We start from the raw sequence: 19,019 nt of genomic DNA on the forward strand, positions 1-19,019 counted from the left end.
CCCAACAGAGGAAACGGACACGTCATGCAACGATACCTGATCATCGGAAGCGGCATCGCCGGAATGACCGCAGCGGAAACGATTCGAGACAACGACCCGGCCGGCAGCATCACCATGGTGACCGACGAAGAGACCCCTTTCTACAACCGTATTCGCCTCTGCGACTACATCTCCGGTGAGCTTCCTGAAACGGAACTTCCCGGGGTCAACCCCCAGTGGTATGAGGACAACCGGGTCACCCTGGCCACCGGCACCCGCATCACGCACCTGGACCAAAAGACCCGCGTGGCCATAACAGAAAAAGGGGAATCCATCGCCTGGGACAAGGCCCTCATCGCCACCGGCGGGAGGCCCCATGTGCCGGACATCGGCGGAGTACGGAAGAAAGGGGTCTTTACCCTGCGCAGCCTGGGCGATGCCAGAAGGATCCTTGCCCGCGCCCCGGAGATCCGACATGTGGTGATCATCGGCGGCGGTCTCCTGGGCCTTGAAGCGGGTCACGCCCTTATCAAACGGGGAAAAAAGGTGACGGTCCTTGAATACGCCCACCGGATCCTCCCGAGGCAGCTTGATGCCCAAGGGGCCGAGCTGCTCATGGAAAAAATGGTGGCACGTGGATTTCAGTTCCACACCGGGTCCGTGGCAAAGGAGATCACCGGAGACGAGCAGGTCACAGGGGTCATCTCTTCGGAAGGGGTGGTGATTCCTGCCGACATGGTCCTTCTTTCCGCAGGAATCCGGCCCGAATCCGGTCTTGCGGAGGCATCGGGGATCCCTTCGGAGTACGGCATCCCCGTCAATGAATCCATGGAGACGGCCTGCGACGGTGTCTTCGCCGCCGGAGACTGCGCCGCATACAACGGCACCATCCACGGCATCTGGGCCACGGGCCTTGCCCAGGGACGGATAGCAGGGCTCAACATGAGCGGACACACCGCCCGATACCAAGAGCCCACCTTCTCCACCATGCTCAAAGTCACGGGAATCTACCTCGCGTCCGCCGGCAACGTGGACGCCGACGGCGCCGAAGAGTCCGTGACCCGAAGCGATGACAATGTGTACAAAAAAGTCGTTTTCCACCAGGGGTGCCTCACCGGGTGCCAGATGGTGGGAAACATCGAATATTTTGATGAGATTCGGAAACACCTTGCCGGCGATCAGCCCTTAAGCCCTTCTGAGCGCAGCGACGTGGAGCGAAAATTGAACTGGAACAAAGGAGCGAATTCGGAAATGAAAAAATTTGTCTGTACGGTATGCGGTTATGTTCACGAAGGCAGCACCCCCCCTGACGCCTGTCCCCAGTGCGGCGTCCCCTCGGCGAAATTCAAAGAAGTTGCCGAAGAAAAGGCCGCCACGAAATGGGGCTGCACGGTCTGCGGCTACATCCATGAAGGGGACGTCCCCCCGGACCACTGTCCCCAGTGCAAGGCCCCCAAGGAAAAGTTCAAGGAGCAGGGTGCAGGCGGCAGCCTGGCCTGGGCCGACGAGCATGTCATCGGCGTGGCCGAGGGGGTGGACCCCGAGATCATCGAAGGCCTTCGCGCCAACTTTACAGGGGAATGCACCGAGGTGGGCATGTACCTTGCCATGAGCCGCCAGGCCGACCGCGAGGGCTACCCGGAAGTGGCCGAAGCCTACAAACGCATCGCCTTTGAAGAAGCCGAGCATGCGGCCAAATTCGCCGAACTCCTGGGCGAAGTGGTCTCTGCGGACACCAAAACCAACTTACAGGTACGCGTGGATGCAGAGCACGGGGCCTGCCAGGGGAAAAAAGACCTGGCCACCCGAGCCAAACAGCTCAACCTGGACGCCATCCACGACACCGTTCATGAAATGTGTAAAGACGAGGCAAGACACGGCCAGGCCTTTGCCGGGCTTTTGAAGCGATATTTCGACAAGTAGCTGACGGTTTTTTTACGACAAAGCCACGCTCAACCAACCCAAGTGAGGTGACCTGATGAAAAAGTATGAATGCACGGTATGCGGCTATATCTACGACCCGGAAGAGGGTGATCCCGAAAACGGCATCGAGGCAGGGACTTCCTTTGCCGACCTTCCCGAAGACTGGCTCTGCCCGGTCTGCGGTGTGGGAAAATCAGAGTTTGAAGAAGTTTAAAATGTAACACCCCGGGAGACACCCCCCGGGTACCGACAACCCGGATCCCCCTTTGGAACACAAACCGGGGATCCGGGTTTTCCATCCGATCAGGATAAAGGACGACAGCAAGCCATGAGACCACTAAAAATCGCCGAAGGCATCTACGATGTGGGTGTCAAGGATTGGAACATCAGAGACTTTCACGGGTACTCCACCTACATGGGGACCACCTATAACTCCTTTCTTATCGTCGATGACGACAAGGTGGTGCTCATCGACACGGTGAAGGAACCCTTCACCCACCAGTTCATGGAGAACATCCGCAAGGTCATCGATCCCAAAAAGATCGACCTGATCATCAGCAACCACGCTGAAATGGACCACTCCGGCGCCCTGCCCCGGGTGCTTCACCTCATCGGAGAGGAGACCCCTGTCTACTGCTCCAAAATGGGTGAAAAGGCCCTTTCCGCACACTTCAACGACAAAAAAATCAACCTGCACGTGGTCAAGCCGGGCACGGAAATGAAACTGGGCAAGCGGACCTTGAGTTTCATTGAAACCCGCATGCTCCACTGGCCGGACAGCATGTTCACCTACCTCAAAGAGGACGGCATCCTCTTTTCCAGCGATGCCTTCGGCCAGCACTACGCCTCCCATGAAAACTTCGACGACGAGATGGGAGAGGGGCTCTTCGAGCACGCAAAAAAATACTTTGCCAACATCCTGCTGCCCTTTGCTCCCCGGGTTGAAAAGCTCCTGGAATCCATTGAATCCATGGGTTTGCCCCTCAACATGATCTGCCCGGACCATGGCATCCTCTGGCGGAAAAACCCGGAGATGATCCTGGAGCGCTACGCGTCCTGGGCCCGCCAGGAGACAAAAGAGAAGGTGATCATCGTATACGACACCATGTGGAACTCAACGGAAAAGATGGCCCGGAAAATCGTGGACGGCGCCCGTTCCACAGGTGTGGAGGTCATCCCCATGAGTGTCCGCAACTGGCACCGCAGCGACATCATGACCGAGCTTATGGATTCCAGGGCCCTCGTGCTGGGCTCCCCCACCCTCAACAACGGGATCTTCCCCACCCTCTGCGATGTCCTTGCCTACATGAAAGGGCTCAAGCCCCAGGGAAAACTGGGGGCGGCCTTCGGATCCTACGGCTGGAGCGGTGAAGCCGTCAAACTCCTCAACAAGGAGTTCGACACCATGGGCTTCGAGCGCATTGACGACGGGTTGCGCACCCTCTACGTACCCGACTCCGAAGCCCTTCAGGCCTGCTACGACTACGGTGTCCGCATCGGCGAAGCCGTCAAGGCCAAAAGCTAAGGTTGAAGGTAAGAAAACGCAATGCCTCCAGCGGCAAGGTGAGCCACCTTGAAAACAGGTTACCGCCAGGATTTGCCCCCTCGTTCCCCGGGTCAAATCCCAGCGGTATTCCGGTAAGCCATTGCCTCGTTACGTATTTCCTCAAGCCTGACCGGTTCGCCTTTGGCGGCCCTGCCTATAGGAGACATCCATGACCGCACAACAGACCCCATTTGCTCTCTTCGCCTACCGCCAGGAACCCGGCTGCTTCATCCACGTGCTCTTAAACGGCCTGGACCTCAGCGACAAGGGCCACCCCGTCAAGATCGTTCTGGAAGGGCCTGCCACCACCCTGCTTTCTGAACTGGAGTCCCTGGATGCCCCGCTGCCCGCCCTTTTCAAGAAGGCATCGGACTTAGGGCTCATCGACGGCTATTGCCTTGCCTGCGCCACCAAACTCGGCGCCCGGGAAGGCGCAGAAGCCTCGGGCCTTGCCCCCCTGTCCGACATGAGCGGCCACCCCTCGATTGCCCGCTATGTTGAAAAGGGCTACACGGTGATTAATTTCTAAAGAGTAAGACTCGGTTTAACCTGTTTTCTCCCGGACGCCCTCGCATCGTCCCGCAAGGAGGCCCCATGACTGACAGTGACATCCCCGGTGGACGGGAGATCAAACGTGCCCTTCGTACCCTCCTTCTGGAAGGCACGGCCGAAAGCGTCAGGGAAGAACTCCTCTGCCACCCCTTAAGGCGCCTGGTGAGTCCCCTCATCGGCATGTTCTGTGATCGACAGGATGATGTAAGATGGCGGGCCGTAACCGCTCTGGGGATGGTTACCGATGCCCTGGCGAGGGAAAATATGGAAGAGGCGCGCGTGGTCATGCGCCGCCTGATGTGGACCTTGAATGATGAATCCGGGGGAATCGGCTGGGGCGCGCCTGAAGCCATGGGAGAGATCACGGCCGTCAACAGCCTGCTTGCCGGAGAGTACCACCGCATCCTCTGCTCGTACGTCAGCGAAGAGGGGAACTTCCTGGAACACGAAATCCTCCAGCGCGGCGCCCTCTGGGGGCTCTGCAGGCTGGCGGAGGCCGACCCGGAAAAAGTGACTCCCGCCCTTCCCGATGTCCGCAGCCACCTCCGGTCGACAGACCCGGTGAAGCAGGGCCTTGCCCTGCTCTTTGCCGCCCGCGCAGGCGATGAGGCGGCCCGTCCCCAGGCCCAGGCCCTTACCGGATCCACCCACCCCTTCACCCTCTACACCGGCTGGGAGTTCACCCCCACCACCGTGGGTGATCAGGCGCGTAAGCTGCTTGACGCATAACAAAAAAACCAAAGCCATGCCTCCGGCGGTAAGGTAAGCCGCCTTGAAAGCGGCTTGCAAATGCGCTTTCCCCTTCGTTCCTCAGGGAAAATCACATTCGCCTTTGATCCAGGTTGACCTGAAACGGCTTTTTATAACCTGTTTGTTAAACGTTTTAAAAGTGTAGCCCCCGGCAGGGCCGCCGAAGGCTTTTTTTCCACTAAGCGAAGGAACGCGTGAAAAGTTCTTCGATGGCGGCTTTGCCCTGCTCGGAGAGGTTCCGGGTCCCGGTGCCGCAGAAGGTGTCCTGGGTAATGACGGGGGTGTCCAGGGCCCAGCGGTTCTCTTTCCAAGTGTACCACTGGTTCTTCTCCTGATCGAAGACACTCACCGGACGGTTGAAAAATTTACCGAGTTCCACAGCCCATCCCGTGCCGCCTTTGACGGTATTGTCGTCCTGGATCCAGCCAATGGCCAGTACCTGGCAGCCCTTGTTCACCATGTGAAAAATCACCTGGAACACCTTGCGGATCTTGTCGGCCTGGGCGTAGCGCCGCCCCATGCGGGCAGAGACGATTTCCATGCTGACATCGCCTTTTTTAAGGGTCTCTTCGGAAAGAATTTCCACGTTCACCTCACGGGTCAGGGTCTGCCCCTCAAAGGCGTAGGTGGTCTCGGTGATTCCGTACTTTTCTGCCTGCTCGCCGAATGCCGCTTCAGCCCCTTTCAGGCCGCCGCTGAAAAAATGTTTTTTTACCTGAGTCATCGTTTTAGGTTTCCTTATCGTATATAGATGGTTTCGGTTTGGGCTCATGCAATCATTCATTTAAGCAGATCCCGGATCTGCCGAAGGGTTGGGTCTCGGGCACACACGACATGTACAAACAAACGGTGTCGGCCGTCTCAACGGGAGACGCAAAGCCACATGCCGCTCATAAGCCAGGGGTTCTATCCCGCCGCCTGGTACCTGCCTGTTTTATGTATGCCAGAGCCATTGGTTCCCCATGACGCTGCTCCCTGTTGCCCCTGCCACACCATCTCTTCCGGCATGCAAAAAGCGCCCCGCGGTTTCCCCGCAAAAGGCCCCCGGCAGATCCGATACCCCGCCCTCCGGATCCCACCCCAAAAACCACAAGGCTCCCCGTCACACGCAGTATACACACATCCGCCCTTCAGCTTCTTCCAAGGCCGTCATACAGAACTCACTTTACGTCTCTGGGCAAAGATATCGATCCGAATTGGATGAAAGAAAAGACATGAAGAGATTCAGAAGGAACAAACGAGCGGGATAATTATATCAATTATACATAAAAAGCAACACCTTTTCGCAGAGAAAAAGAAGCAATGCCTCACCGGCCATCCACCCCGCAAAAGAAAGGAGTTTCCAGTAAACACGCCCACGCGGCAGGGTGTATTTTTACGCCGGATGCCACCGCACCCACAAAAAAAAATCCGGTTGAACCCCCTGGTTCAACCGGATGACATCTTCTGCGGTCCCCCTTGGGTGTAAAACCGACAACGGGCAGGGCACAGGCCCCATTCACGGGAAATAGTTCGGGTCCTGTCCAAAATAGGAGTATCCAGTGACATTGGGGTCATTCTGGTAGACTTTCTGAAGGGATGCCGGATACTGGGTTGTTGCCGCCGAAGGCTCGATGCCGTTCCACCAGTTGTACAACGAGGTGTTGATGGACTCCCCTTTGTACTGAAACGAACAGGCGATGCGCTCGTTGTACCCGCCGACCAGCTGGTACCCGAAATGGGGACTGTTTCGATCCAGGCCGATACGGACGAAAAAACCCGAGTGCTGGGCATTGCTCAAGGGGTTGTCCGGCACGGCGTCCACCCAGGCTTTGCCCTTGGGGTTCTTGTAGTTGCGTGAGAGGTTGAACTGGTCCACAAGGGACATCATGGTATCGCGCTGATAAATGGCGGGAATGGGGGTGGAGTTGAACTCCTCGCCAAGGTCCGAACCGGCCAGGCTGTTGCCGTCTCCTCCGGTCTGAAGGGCGATCTGACGGGCCTGGTGCGGCATCTTGGGGCTGTAGATTCCCGTGGCCCGCTTGTAATCAAAGGAGAGGTCCCCCTGGATGTCGTTGGTCCCGACGATGATGTCCGTGAGCTTTCGATCGGGGGAGGCGATGTTGTCATACTTGAGGCGGATCACCAGCCCGTTGATGCGGACCGGTTCGTCCGGGCTGATCCCCATCCTCAGGTTGTCCACGGAAAAATCCCAGTCCAGGTAATTCCGGTTCCGGTACGGGCGGGTGGAAAACAGCCCGTTGGCGTTGTTGTCCCCCTGGGCCCCGTCCACCCAGCTGTGGGACGGTGCGATATCCAGGACTTTTTTGTACTTGTACTTGTACAGGTAGTTGTCGTCATCCACATAGGGTACATAGACCGTCTCCTGGGAAAGGTTCTTGTCCTCCCCCTTGTGGAGGGTGTACTCCGTGGCCAGCTGCCAGGGAGAATAGACCTTCTGGGATTCATCCGTGACCCAGGGGTTCATGTCCACCCTGAAGCGCTTGCTCCCCCAGGGGGTGTTGTCCGGGGCGGGCACGTCCCCGGGGTGCCACTCAATGCGGGGGTCTCCGTTTTCAAACACATGGTGGTAAGCGATGGGCACGGACCAGGGAATGTACTTGCGCACATAATCTCCCGGGTTCAGGCCCTTTCTGGTGGTGAGCTCCGCCGGGGATTTGTAGTAGTAGCCCAGGCGCACCCTGTCCGTCTCCTGGTACACCTCCAGGTAACTGTCCATGAAAATACGTACCGTGTCCCTTTCTATCTCCATGGAGATGGGACTTGCCTGGGCTTCGATCACAGAAAGGGCCTCATCGTCCATGGGAGACAAGGTGGCGCAGGCCGTCTCCGGGGACAGCGCCAGCGAAGAAAAAAGACACACGGCAAGCAAGACAGCTTTCCTCAGCCCACGCCCAAGTTTTCCAAACACCCGACTCAACATCATCTGCAGCCTCCTGCCCTCGATTGTGCCATGTGCTCACATCATCGCAATATCACCAATGTCGCGTCAGTGGTCGGGAACCCATCTCGCACCCGATCCCGGGTAAGGCGGTTCGTAAATATGCCAGAAGTCGAAGGTTTCATTGCCATGGATTTTCTTGACGGCGTACATGTCCCACCGCCCGCCCGTCGGGTTCGACGGGTTTCCAAGTTTAGAAAGAAAATCAAGCTGCCCCCGTCCCACGGGATCCCAGTCGGGCTGGCCCCAGGCGGGCAGGCCGTTGGGGTTCTGCTCGTCGGGCAGTTTCCCGGCCTCGTAGAGATAATAATGGCGTATCCAGTTGTTGGGATCCGAGGTGTTGATGTTCTGCTCCGTGATGGCGTACATCTCTTTGCGGCCCGGGATTTCAATGTAGGTCTTCTTGGCACGCATGCCGTCAAGGATCACGCTCCCCAGGCTGGGACCGAACTGGTTATAGGGCCACTCCCCCGGATCCGAGACAAACCCCTGAAGTTCCTCCACGCGAACCGACCCGTGACGCGGCCAGTTGATGGCAATGAAACTCCGGTCATCGTAGATGTCCTCGGGCTGTCCCGTGGCCGGATCAAAGCTCTTGTAGGTCCGCCCGGTCTTCACCTGGATGGTGATGGGGCGTTCCAGGATATCGAGGTCATTGGCCATGCCCTGGTTGTGGACCTGATAATCGTCGTCGAGGTCACCGGGATCATCAAAATTCTTCCCGGTGATGACATCCGCGTCCGTCAACTGACCATGGTCCAGGACCAGCTTCTTTCCGGAAATGCGGTCGGCAAAATCGATCTGGTTGATGTTCCCGTTGAGCATGAACCCGTCGTACATGTTGTAATAATCCGGTCCCCCCTCATAAGGAGCCCTCACAAGGTTGTGGGGAAGCATGGTGTGGTCCGGGTTGTAGTCGCTCCCAAAAAAGCCATCCGGGTCATAGGTGCTGTCGAGGTACTCCGATGGGGCATCACCGTCAAAGTAGTCTTTGTCCATGTTCCCCCATTTCTTGTACTGGGCGTGAAGATCCTGGCTGAAACTCTCACGCATGTGGATCCCTGTTGCCCTCAGGTTGGTAAACGTCTCCCCGCCGATCTCCCGGGTGATGGTTACCTCGTCAATGGAGGTCTTACTCCGCATCTCAAGGGCAATGCCATCGCCTTCGGCATACCCGTCTATGGTTCCGATGGGATAGATGGTGAGCTGCTGGCCCAGGTTCTTCACCCCGGTCATGGACAGGGTGCCGGTGTCCGCCCCCAGCAACCCGTACTGAATACGGTCGCCGATATCTTCCTCCATGTCCGTGTACGAGCCGATGGCTGAAAAATTGAGGATGCTGCTGCTTTCCTCCACGGTGAAGGGGTCGGGACCGTTGTCCATGGTGACCACCACCGCGGTCACCCCACGGGCTTCGGCGGGGGTGGCAAAGGCGCTTCCCTTGTCGATCTGGTACTCATCTGTCCGTTTGTGCTTGTAGTACCAGTCAATGCCCAGCCCCACCATGCCCGCTTCCCCTTTTCGAACCTTGGCCGTGTCTTTGACAAACCACTGCCGCTGGGGCGAGGTGTACTTCTCGGCGACAATGGAGACATCGCCGTTGTATGTTTTGCTGCTGTCCATGGAGGAGAACTCGATGTAATGGTCGGGCTTCCCCTCATCGTCCGGCACAAACGTTGAGCTGCCGCCGGTTCTCTCCACCACAAGGTTCTCGAAACCCAGGTTCACCCCGGTCCTGGCCTCCACCCCCCCCAGCTCCCACTCCTTCATGGGCTTGGGGGCAGCCGTGGCCTGTGACACAGAAAAAGCACCCAAAAAAAGGGCACAGACGATATATTTCCGGAAATCCGGGGCCGAAAAAGCCATGCCGTCCTCCCTGCGTGATGCAGATACCTGGGGTTGTGACCGAGCCATACCCACACTGCCCCGCGCACGTGGTCGCGGGTTCTATATTCGCACTCTGTTATTTATAGTGAACATTGTTACCATTTCGTCAAATTTATAGCAACACTTTTCAGGTAACAGACAATATCATATAAACGGTAACGTAAGGACGATACGCCCAAGAAAGGACCAGCCCCAACCCACTGAAAACAAAAGCCAGGCCCCACGACTGGAAACAGGCTCCCTTCCGCACCGCAAAGCCGTTGAAGAGAGCCTGGGACAACCCGAACTATTTTTCGGCGATGTTTTCAAAAAGCGACCCGCCGGGTCCATGCCCTGCGGCAGAGACCTATCTGCTCAACCTGAACAGCGCGTCGGAGAAATCTTCCAGATCTTTTTCGGTATGATTGGCCGTGAGGCTGAGACGGATGATGGCCTGGCCCATGGGCACGGTGGGAAAACGGGCGGTAAAGGCAAAATACCCCTGGTCAAAGAGCTTCGTCACCAGGTCATGGGCGCGCTCCTCGCTGCCGATCTGCACGGCAAGGATGTGGGCTTCGCCGCAGACGGTAAAGCCGCGGTCGGTGAGGAGCCGGGTCAGCTTCCGGCTGAGAGATGAGAGACGCTCCCTCCTGCCGTCGCCCCGCTCCACCTCCGAAAGCACTGCCAGGGCGGTGACGGCGTGGGCCTCGGGCAGGGCCGTGGTGTAGATGAGGGGGGAGGCGAAGTTAAACAGGTACTCCCGGTACAGGGAGGGCATAAGGACAAAAGCCCCGAAAAGCCCCATGGCCTTGCCGAAGGTACCCAGGGCCACATCAGCCACTTCCCGGGCGATGCCCCGTCCTCCGGTGCCCAATGCGCCGTAGGCATGGGCCTCGTCCACCACCGTTAAAAACCCGTGACTCTTTTTAAGCTCGGCCAGCTCTGCCAGGCGCGGGGTGTCCCCGTCCATGCTGAAAAGGGACTCGGTCACCACCACGGGATGCCCGGAAGCGCTCTTCAGCCTCTTTTCAAGGTGGCCCATGCTGTTGTGGCGAAAGCCCTTGAAAGGGGCAGTCCCCAGCTGCATCCCCTTGACGGTGCTGGCGTGGACATGCTTGTCAAACAGAAGGGTCTCCTCCGGACCGAAAAGGGTGGAGAGGATGGCCAGGTTGGCCTGGTAGCCGGAGGGGAAAAAAATGGCGTCCTCGTACCCGAAGTAGTCCGCATAGGCTTTTTCCGCCTCGCGGATCACCGAGGCATTGCCCGAGACAAGCCGGGAGGACGAAGAGGAGGTACCGTACCTGGAAAAAGCGTCTGACGCTTTTTTGCGAAGGGTTTCGCAGCGGCCCAGGCCGAGGTAATCGTTGGAAGCAAAATTAACAAGGGTGCGTCCGTCCACCGTTACCGTGCGCCCGTCCCCGTCATCCACCACCGGCGGGTTGCGGTAGAGGCCCTTCTCTTTCTGGAGGGCCAGCTTCTGTCTCAAGCGCTTGTCAAACATGAAAAAATCTCCTGGTAATGGGGGCTGAGGCGCGCGGCCTCGAAACGGTCGTCAAAGGGTGTGGTGCCGATGAGAAGGGAGGCCGTGATCGTCTCGCCACCCACCTCTGCCGATACCGCATAGGCCCGGGCATCGCTTGCAGAACCGGTGAGGCTGGCCGTCATGGACACGATCCCCGTCACAGGGGACGGGGGAAAAGGGTACCGGGCCACCTTCATGAGAAAGGCCTGACGGCTGAACTTTGTCGCATGCCGAACATGATAGGCCGCGCACTGGGCCATGGCTTCCAATAATTCATGGGGCTCTCCGCCCAATTTCGCCGATTCCGCCGCCATAAACCCATCGCCCACGGCTGAAATACGGGAAAGCATCAAAAAAGGTAATTCCAAAGTATGATCCAATGTTGCCTCCGGCGGGTCGCTTTTATAAAAAAGCTCCGCAAAAAGCCTTCTATGGTTAAAGTGGGTTAAAAAAGCTTGCCTCCGGCGGCGAGGTGAGCCACCTCGAAAGCAGGTTGCGAATGCGCTTTCCCCTTCGTTCCTCAGGGAAAATCACATTCGCCTATGGTTCAAATTAAACTGAATCTGTTTTTTTAACCTGTTTATCAAACTTTTCAAAAGTTTGGCCCCCGGCAGGGCCGCCGGAGGCTAACTATGTCTGCGCACCACCAGGGCGCTGTTCTGGCCACCGAAGCCGAAATTTTCAAAAAGAAGGGTCGAGATCCCTTCGGCGCTTCGCCCCTCCACCACGATGTCGAGGGCCGGGTCCAAAGGATTGGTAAGGTTGGGGTTGGTGGGCAGGGTGCCGTGCTTTAAGGCGGCCAGCATCACGGCCAGCTCCACGGCCCCGCAGGCCGAGGCCAGGTGGCCCAGCCATGCCTTGGGAGCCAGGATGGCCGGTCGGTGGGCCCCGAAAAGCCGTCCGAAAAGCTCTGCCTCCATGCGGTCGTTGAGATCGGTGGCCGTGCCGTGGGCCGACACCGCGTCCACCTCTTCGGGCAGTAGAAAGGCCTCGTCCAGGGCCAGTCGCACGGCCTTTTCCGCCCAGGTGCCCGAAGGATCCGGGGCCGTCATGTTGTACCCGTCCAGGGACGAACCGAACCCCAGGACCTCGGCATGGATTTCGGCCCCGCGCCGCCTGGCATGCTCCAACTCTTCAAAAAGGAAGAAAGCCCCCCCTTCTCCGGGCAGGAACCCCTTCCGGTTGGCGTCAAAGGGCGCGTACACGGCCGACGGATCCTTTTCGCTTCGATGCAGGGCCCGGGCCATGCCGTAGGCCAAAAGACCGCCCCGGTTGATCCGCGAGTCCCCCCCTCCTGCAAGGGCCGTGTCCAGGTACCCGTCCCGGACCTTTCGGTAGGCCTCGCCAAGGGCCGTCAACGACGCCGCACAGGCACTGCCGCAGGTGTGGTTCTCCCCGTGGATGCCGGTGAGCCGGGAAATGGCGGACGCCGCCGTGTTGGGAAGGAACCGCAGCATCCACAACGCGGAAAGCCCCTCCTCGGAGATCTCCCCGCCGTCGATCCTGGCAAACTCCTCCCCCACATCAAAGTTGGGCCCGCTCCCGCAGAAAAGGCCGGTGTCGGCCCGCTGCTTCTCCGAAAGCCCCGACGCCTCCATGGCCGCAGCAGCCGATGCCACGGCAAACTGCGCCCCCCGGTTGAGGTACCGCCCGGCCTTGAAACGCCCGGTGTACGCCTTGAGATCAAATCCCTCCACCGGTGCCGCCCAGAGCCCCTCCTCCCCGGTAAACACAAACCGGGGCGCCCCAACGGAAAGCCTCTCCCCAATCTCTTCCGGTGTCGCCCCCAGGGATGAAACCACCCCCATGGACGTCACCACAACACGCCTGCGCATGAAATCTCCTTGATGCAAAAAAAAACCAAAAGCGAGGCCTCCGGTGGCGAGGTGTGCCACCTCGAAAGCAGGTTGCGAATGGGCTTTCCCCTTCGTTCCTCAGGGAAAATCACATTCGCGTTTGAACCAAGGCCTGTTACCCCATGCCGTTGGCCTCGGGCGAAGCCCGTCAGCAAATGTGATCGGCCTGAGGAACGAAGGCCGGGAGCATTCGCGAACCTGGGTTCCAAGGGCTCAGCCCTTGGCCGCCGGAGGCAACGCTTTACGCATACTGCTTACGCGGCATCGCTGCGCCAGGTGACGTAATCGGCGATGTCTTTCACCTTGAGGACCGGGCCGCCCTCCTGGTCCGCCAGGATCTCGTCCACGCGGGATGCGGTCAGGTACGGGTATTTTTCCATGAGGTAGGCCCTGGTGTCGGTGATGTGGTCCCCGGGCTCGCTGAGGTAGACCCGCAGGGTTTTTAAGAAGACCTCGTCATCGTTCACATCGATGTTGAACTCGGAGCTTAAGCTCACGGCCAGCTCCAGCAGGTCAATGGACTCCACGTCCAGATCCCGGAACAGGTAGGTTTCGGTCCCGATGTTTTCCGCGTCGACATCCAGAATATCGGCCAGGGTGGCCTGAATTTTTCCTAACACAGTCATGGGTAACGTCTCACTCCACTATGAAAATATAACAAGTCAGCTTATGCCTCCGGCGGCAAGGTGTGCCACCTTGAAAACAGGTTGCGGATGCGTTTTGCCCCTCGTTCCTCGGGTCAAATCACATCCGCCTTTAAGATAAAATTTAACCACGTACATTTGGTAACCATTCAGTTGCCTCCGGCGGGTCGCTTTTTGAAAAAAGTTCCGCAAAAACTTTCCGTTTGCATGTCCGTTGATCTTGAAGCCGTCGGCTCGTCGAATACTTCCGTGAAGGCCCACGTCGTTTGCAAGACCTGTTTATCAAACGTTTCAAAAGGTTGGCCCCCGGCAGGGCCGCCGGAGGCGATTTCGAGCTGAATAGTTGCTATGGGCCTTTTTTTAAAAAACCTCGCGAAGGGTCTCACCCCGAGGAACGAGGGGTGAGACCCTTCGTTACCTGGGGTCCAGGGGATCATTCCCTGGCCGCCGGAGGCACGTTTTTCCCTTCTACTTGCATGCCGTCAGGCCACCGTCCATGGTGATGGCGGTGGCGTTGATGGGTCGTGCGGCGTCGGAGAGCAGAAAAAGAAGGGTCTCGGCCACCTCGGAGGAGGTGGCGGCGCGTCCCAGGGGGACCCGTTTTCGGATCCGGTCCCCGTGTTCTTCCAGGTAGAGGGTGCCGCGCCCTGCCGACACGTAGCCGGGCCGCAAGATGGCGCTGGTGATGCCCTTTTTCCCCAACTCGATACCGATGCCCTGGTAAATGGCTTCGCAGGCCTTTTTAGACGCAGCGTACAAACCCTGGCCGCCGTTTTGAAGCACGGCAGCGGTGGACGAAACGTAGAGCATCCGGCCGAACCGGCCTGCCATCATGCGGCGGGAGGCCCACTTAACAAGGGCCGCCCGGCAGGTGACGTTCCCGTGCATGTAGCGCCCCACAGCCATGGGGTCCGCCGTGGCCACAAGGCTCTCTAAGTTGCCGTGGGCAAAGTCCACAAGGTAATCGGGGCCGCCCCCTTCAAACTGGGCGTCCAGCCGGGAAAACCCGTCGGGCTCAAGGGCCGTTTCCAGGTCGAAAAAACAGGCGGTGCCGTCGGTGGCGTCCTGGATCCTTTGTTTCCCTTCATCCGATCGAAAGGTCAAAACGGGCCGAAGGCCTGCATCCGCAAGCAGGGGACAAAGGGCCAGGGCCATGTCGCAGCTGCCTCCTGCAACCAGCACGGTGTGTCCGGTAAACATCATGGGAGCACCATCTCTCCGGTCACCGCCGGTGTCTCGCCGTGGAAAAGCCTGCAGGCGGCCCGCCCGTTCTCGCACCGCACCGTATAGGGATAGCTGCCGGGGGGCACGAAGGACCTGAACCTGAAATTCTTCGCCTCGATCGGTGCATGCCCTGCCTCCTGGAGCCGTTTGTAAAAGGCCTCCACAACAAGGCTGCCGGGCACCACGGGGTTCCCGGGAAAATGTCCTTCGTAGAGGGGATCCGCTCCGTCAAAGCAAAAAACGCCGGACAGGGTGGCGGTCATCACACCTCTCCCACAAGAAGCCCGGCATCGGTCACCATCTTCAAATCGTCGTCCAGGGAGCGACCCGCGGTGGTAAGGTAATTGCCCACCATGAGGCCGTCGGCACCTGCAGGAAAAAGCCAGGACTGAAAGTCCCTGAGGGTCACCTCCCGCCCGCCGCAGACGGTGATGCGTTTTTCAGGGGCGATGAGCCGGAACAGGGCCACGGACTTCAAGGCATCCAGGGCCGGCATCAGTGGGCGATTAGCCATGCGGGTCCCGGGCACGGGGGTCAGAAAATTCATGGGAATGGTATCGGCGTTGAGGTCCCTCAGGGTCAGGGCCAGCTCCACGCGCTGGGCCCAGCTCTCACCCATGCCGAGGATGCCACCGGAACAGACACCGAACCCCATATCCGCTGCGAGCTGAACCGTTTCGATGTCCTCGTCGTAGGTGTGGGTGGTGCAGATGGCGTCGAAATGGCTGCGGGAGGTCTCCAGGTTGTGGTGGTAGCGCCCCATGCCGCTTGAGCGCAGCCGCTCACCCCGTTTGGCGTCCAGCATGCCCAGGGAGCCGCAGATGGTGAGATCGGTCTCTTTCCTGAGGCGCTCCGTCACCCGGCAGACCCGGTCGATCTCAGCCTCGTTCAGGCTGTGCCCGCTGGTGACGATGCCGAAACGGGTGGCCCCGGCGCGTGCCATGGCATGCCCCCGCTCCACAAGGGTCTCCTCGTCCATCAGGGGGTAGATGTCCACCCCGGTCTCATGGCTGGAGGACTGGGCACAGAAGGCGCAATCCTGGGAGCACTTGCCCGACTTGGCGTTGACGATGGAACAGAGGAACACCGTGTCTCCCCGGCTCTCGCGGCATCTCACCCGGGCGGCTTCAAAGAGAAGGAAAAGGGCTTCGTGTCCCGCACCGGCCAGGGCCAGGGCGTCTTCCTCGCTTACACGGCAAGAGGGATCGGCAATGAGTTTGCGTATCAATTCATGGGTCTGCATAGTTGGCGTGTGCCTCCGGCGGATCGCTTTCAGATAAAAAAAGCCCCGCAAAAAAACGTTTCGGTTGCGCATGCTGCCCGGGCACTCGTCGCCTCAGGCGTGGGGGAGCCGCAGGGCCTTGGCTGCATTTAAAGGCCCGTTATACAGCCATATCCCCCAGCCTGTCAACCTCACTTCAACCACAGGTTAACAGGGCAGTGCATGGCCCCGGGCCCTCTTTTTCGGATCGGCAATACTACGGTTTTATCACTGGCGGGATGTTAATCAAGGGATCTCGGTGAGATAAAATGACGGGGCTCCCCGGAGACGGGGTCGGTGAAGCGCACCTCTTTGGCCAGGAGCTTCAAGGGGCGCTCAAAGTCGGGCGGGGCCTCGTCCAGGAGGTCCGGGTAGAGGCGATCGTTTTCAATGGGGGCTCCGATGGCGCACATATGGAGGCGCACCTGGTGTTTTTTGCCGGTGACCGGGCTGATCCGGTAGAGCCCCCCTGCGCCCCTGGGGGCGATAAGCTCAATGTCGGAGACGGCATTGGGGGATCCTGCGTCTTCTGTCATCCGAAACCAGGGATGCCCCTCAACGAGCCTGTTCTCCACGTGAAAGGAGCTGCCTCTTTCCGGGCGGTTCAGGGAAACGGCCTCGTAGACCTTGCTCACCTTCCGGTCCATGAACAGGCCCTGGTAGAGACCCCGGCTCTCTTTGAGACGGGAAAAAAGAACCAGCCCGGCCGTCTCGCGATCGATGCGGTTCACAGGGATGATGTCCGGGGTGTCGAAGCGTTTGCGCAACCGGGTAAGAAGGGTCTCGTTCACAAATTTACCGGCAGGGATCACCGGCAGAAAATGGGGCTTGCAGGCAACAATGAGGTGATCGTCCACATGGATCACCTCTTCGTCAAAGGGAATGGGGTCTTCATGGGCCACCTCCCGGAAGTAGCGCAGCACCATCATGGGCTCGACACGGGCCGCCCGGGAGAGGGTCCCGCCCCTTTCATCGGTGACCAGGCCGCCGTCAAGGCGCGCCTCCCAGATACCCGGGGGCACAGCCGGAAAGCGTGCCCCCAGAAAATCAAGGATGGGGGTCCCGGATGGGACCGCCTCCCCCACCGTCACCGTGGACGCAAAAGGGCTCCGGCTCATGCAGACTCCACGCCCAGGGCCCGCAGCAGGGGAAGCAGGCGTTCGGCCATGGCGTCGGCCTCGGTCTCGATGCAGCACATGCGCCCGATGGACGCCACCGGACGGATACCGGTGATCCGCGCCACCGCTTCCATGTGCTCGGCGATCATCACGGGCTCCGTGGATCCGTCCCGGTCGATGAACACCACAAAGGGATGGGTGATCCCCCGGTGGGCCATGGCCTCCAGGGTCAGCAGGGTGTGGTTGATGGTGCCCAGGCCAGCCCGGGCCGCCACGATGTGAACAAACTTCTCTTCGGCCAGGAGGTCGATGACGTTCAGCCGCTCGGTCACCGGCACCAGGGCTCCTCCTGCCCCTTCCACCACCAGGGGACGCCCCAGGGCCCTTTTTTCCTGGATAAACGTCTTGAACGCGGCAGGATCGATCTTCTTGCCCTCTTCCCGGGCCGCAAAATAGGGGGCCTTGGCCTCCCGGAAGCAATAGAGAACGGAATCCCTTGCTTCATCTCGCCCCCCCATGAGGGTGAGCACAAAGGAGGGGTCGCTGTACGGGTGCGAGGGGCTGTGGCAACCGGTCTGAAAGGGTTTCAGATAAAGGGGATCCAAGCCGTTGGCGCGAAGGATCTTCATCACCAGAAGGGAGAGGACGCTCTTTCCGACATCGGTATCGGTGCCGGTAATGCAGATATCTCGAATGGGGGACATGACGGTCTCCAAATCACAGGTTGGGGGCTTTACAATAAGGTTCACGTGAACCCTGTGGGCTTTCCCCGCCCCTTACGGTGTGAAGGAGAAGGCGCAGCATGACACCCCGGGACCAGCTCCCATGGGAAGCCGAAAAAACTATCGGCTATAGTGGTACTATGAACAAACACATATTTCAATCACCCACACCCATCCCTATATTTTATCCAGGGGCACAGAAAAATTCAGAAAAGGATCGCACACAAAACAAATCATGGATATCCTGCTTGCGAAGGCAGACCTGCGGTGATATGAAGTGTACATTGTTCAAAGAACAATGCAAAAGCCCTGCCACTGGGACTTTTCCCCCGATTCTCACTTGGAGCACACCCACGTATGGCTGGAAAGATAATACGATCAATCCTGTATTCCGTCCCCAACACCCTGAGCCTCTTTCGGCTCGCCTGTTCCCCGGTGATCCTGTGGTTTGCCTGGAACGGTGAAGAGCGTCCCTTTCTGGCCTTTCTCACCTCCGCCCTGATCTCGGACCTTTTTGACGGCGCCATCGCACGGCTGCTCAAGCACACCACGGAGCTGGGCGCCAAACTCGACAGCATGGCCGACTTCCTCCTGGCCCTTGCCGTTCTGCCCTGTATCTGGTGGCTCTGGCCCCATCTCCTGGAGGCCGAACTCCGCTACTTCATGGTGGTCCTGGTGGGAAGCTTTGCCCAGCTCACCTGCGGCTACGTCAAATTCGGCAGAACCCCCAGCTACCACACATGGACATCGAAAAGCGCCACCCTGCTCCTCTCCATCTCCCTTATTGTGCTCCTCTACACCCAGGACATGAGCGGCCCCTTCCGGTTCTCCGCCATGCTCCACCTGGCCTCCACCGTGGAGTCCATCCTCATTACCCTCATCCTTCCCAAATGGAACTACAACGTCCACTCCATCTGGCACGCCCTGGAACACACAAAAAAATAAAAACGAAAAACGCCTCCGGCGGCCCTGCCGGGGGCTAAACTTTTGAAAAGTTTAACAAACAGGTTTTGAGTGCTATTTCGATTCCTTGAGCGTCTCCATATAAGGGTTCAAACAAAAAATAAATAGACACGTCGCACTTAAATACCGCAGCGCTTTAACCCGAGGAACGA

18 protein-coding genes are annotated in these 19,019 nt (G+C 58.8%); 6 read left to right on the forward strand and 12 right to left on the reverse strand.

The window, feature by feature from the left end; translation table 11 throughout:
• The first annotated feature begins 24 nt into the window (after nucleotides 1-24).
• The 5 genes from BLQ12_RS28140 to BLQ12_RS02490 all read left to right on the forward strand — a co-directional run bounded on the left by BLQ12_RS28140 (nucleotide 25) and on the right by BLQ12_RS02490 (nucleotide 4,729).
• Nucleotides 25-1,902, forward strand: coding sequence for an FAD-dependent oxidoreductase (locus BLQ12_RS28140; protein ID WP_092207851.1), 1,878 nt, complete (start codon nucleotides 25-27; stop codon nucleotides 1,900-1,902).
• A gap of 55 nt (nucleotides 1,903-1,957) precedes the next feature.
• The gene (gene rd / locus BLQ12_RS02475; protein WP_092207853.1) at nucleotides 1,958-2,116 is read left to right on the forward strand and encodes a rubredoxin; all 159 of its coding nucleotides are present in this window, start codon (nucleotides 1,958-1,960) and stop codon (nucleotides 2,114-2,116) included.
• A 114-nt stretch (nucleotides 2,117-2,230) separates the two neighbouring features.
• Nucleotides 2,231-3,427, forward strand: coding sequence for an FprA family A-type flavoprotein (locus BLQ12_RS02480; RefSeq protein WP_092207855.1), 1,197 nt, complete (start codon nucleotides 2,231-2,233; stop codon nucleotides 3,425-3,427).
• A 190-nt stretch (nucleotides 3,428-3,617) separates the two neighbouring features.
• Nucleotides 3,618-3,977, forward strand: coding sequence for a DsrE family protein (locus BLQ12_RS02485; RefSeq protein ID WP_092207857.1), 360 nt, complete (start codon nucleotides 3,618-3,620; stop codon nucleotides 3,975-3,977).
• A gap of 65 nt (nucleotides 3,978-4,042) precedes the next feature.
• On the forward strand, nucleotides 4,043-4,729 hold the full coding sequence (locus tag BLQ12_RS02490; protein ID WP_092207859.1) for a DVU0298 family protein: 687 nt from the start codon (nucleotides 4,043-4,045) through the stop codon (nucleotides 4,727-4,729).
• A 199-nt stretch (nucleotides 4,730-4,928) separates the two neighbouring features.
• Here the strand turns inward: BLQ12_RS02490 and BLQ12_RS02495 are convergent, their stop codons facing one another.
• The 12 genes from BLQ12_RS02495 to bioD form a co-directional block, all read right to left on the reverse strand.
• Complete coding sequence (locus tag BLQ12_RS02495; protein ID WP_092207861.1) at nucleotides 4,929-5,474, reverse strand: hypothetical protein; 546 nt, start codon at nucleotides 5,472-5,474, stop codon at nucleotides 4,929-4,931.
• Nucleotides 5,475-6,248: 774 nt separating this feature from the next.
• A complete protein-coding gene (locus BLQ12_RS02500) occupies nucleotides 6,249-7,676 on the reverse strand; it encodes a hypothetical protein (protein ID WP_092207863.1) in 1,428 nt (475 codons plus the stop codon).
• A 63-nt stretch (nucleotides 7,677-7,739) separates the two neighbouring features.
• Nucleotides 7,740-9,557 carry a hypothetical protein gene (locus BLQ12_RS02505; RefSeq protein WP_092207865.1) on the reverse strand — a complete coding sequence of 606 codons (1,818 nt, stop codon included), beginning with the start codon at nucleotides 9,555-9,557 and terminating at the stop codon, nucleotides 7,740-7,742.
• A gap of 367 nt (nucleotides 9,558-9,924) precedes the next feature.
• Nucleotides 9,925-11,058, reverse strand: coding sequence for an aminotransferase class I/II-fold pyridoxal phosphate-dependent enzyme (locus BLQ12_RS02510; protein ID WP_092207867.1), 1,134 nt, complete (start codon nucleotides 11,056-11,058; stop codon nucleotides 9,925-9,927).
• A complete protein-coding gene (locus BLQ12_RS02515; protein ID WP_092207869.1) occupies nucleotides 11,040-11,429 on the reverse strand; it encodes a hypothetical protein in 390 nt (129 codons plus the stop codon). Before BLQ12_RS02515 ends, BLQ12_RS02510 begins: the two co-directional genes overlap by 19 nt.
• 276 nt (nucleotides 11,430-11,705) lie before the next feature.
• On the reverse strand, nucleotides 11,706-12,914 hold the full coding sequence (locus BLQ12_RS02520; RefSeq protein ID WP_092207871.1) for a beta-ketoacyl-[acyl-carrier-protein] synthase family protein: 1,209 nt from the start codon (nucleotides 12,912-12,914) through the stop codon (nucleotides 11,706-11,708).
• Between the two features lie 275 nt (nucleotides 12,915-13,189).
• Nucleotides 13,190-13,561 (reverse strand): acyl carrier protein, encoded by a 372-nt coding sequence (locus BLQ12_RS02525; RefSeq protein ID WP_092207873.1) that lies wholly within the window; start codon nucleotides 13,559-13,561, stop codon nucleotides 13,190-13,192.
• Nucleotides 13,562-14,047: 486 nt separating this feature from the next.
• On the reverse strand, nucleotides 14,048-14,782 hold the full coding sequence (locus BLQ12_RS02535; protein WP_092207877.1) for an SDR family NAD(P)-dependent oxidoreductase: 735 nt from the start codon (nucleotides 14,780-14,782) through the stop codon (nucleotides 14,048-14,050).
• Nucleotides 14,779-15,066: an ApeI family dehydratase gene (locus BLQ12_RS02540; protein ID WP_092207879.1), complete on the reverse strand. Its 288-nt coding sequence runs from the start codon at nucleotides 15,064-15,066 to the stop codon at nucleotides 14,779-14,781. Before BLQ12_RS02540 ends, BLQ12_RS02535 begins: the two co-directional genes overlap by 4 nt.
• Nucleotides 15,066-16,046: a biotin synthase BioB gene (gene bioB, locus BLQ12_RS02545; protein WP_175469447.1), complete on the reverse strand. Its 981-nt coding sequence runs from the start codon at nucleotides 16,044-16,046 to the stop codon at nucleotides 15,066-15,068. Before bioB ends, BLQ12_RS02540 begins: the two co-directional genes overlap by 1 nt.
• A gap of 260 nt (nucleotides 16,047-16,306) precedes the next feature.
• The gene (locus tag BLQ12_RS02550) at nucleotides 16,307-17,182 is read right to left on the reverse strand and encodes a pseudouridine synthase (RefSeq protein WP_092207883.1); all 876 of its coding nucleotides are present in this window, start codon (nucleotides 17,180-17,182) and stop codon (nucleotides 16,307-16,309) included.
• Nucleotides 17,179-17,886, reverse strand: coding sequence for a dethiobiotin synthase (gene bioD, locus BLQ12_RS02555; protein WP_092207885.1), 708 nt, complete (start codon nucleotides 17,884-17,886; stop codon nucleotides 17,179-17,181). The genes BLQ12_RS02550 and bioD overlap by 4 nt, the downstream gene beginning before the upstream one ends.
• 375 nt (nucleotides 17,887-18,261) lie before the next feature.
• On the opposite strand from bioD, the gene BLQ12_RS02560 reads away from it, so the two are divergent.
• Nucleotides 18,262-18,849: a CDP-alcohol phosphatidyltransferase family protein gene (locus tag BLQ12_RS02560; protein WP_092207887.1), complete on the forward strand. Its 588-nt coding sequence runs from the start codon at nucleotides 18,262-18,264 to the stop codon at nucleotides 18,847-18,849.
• Nucleotides 18,850-19,019: the final 170 nt, after the last annotated feature.

The sequence above is a fragment of the Desulfoluna spongiiphila genome (assembly GCF_900101345.1).
Taxonomy (GTDB): Bacteria; Desulfobacterota; Desulfobacteria; order Desulfobacterales; family Desulfolunaceae; genus Desulfoluna; species Desulfoluna spongiiphila.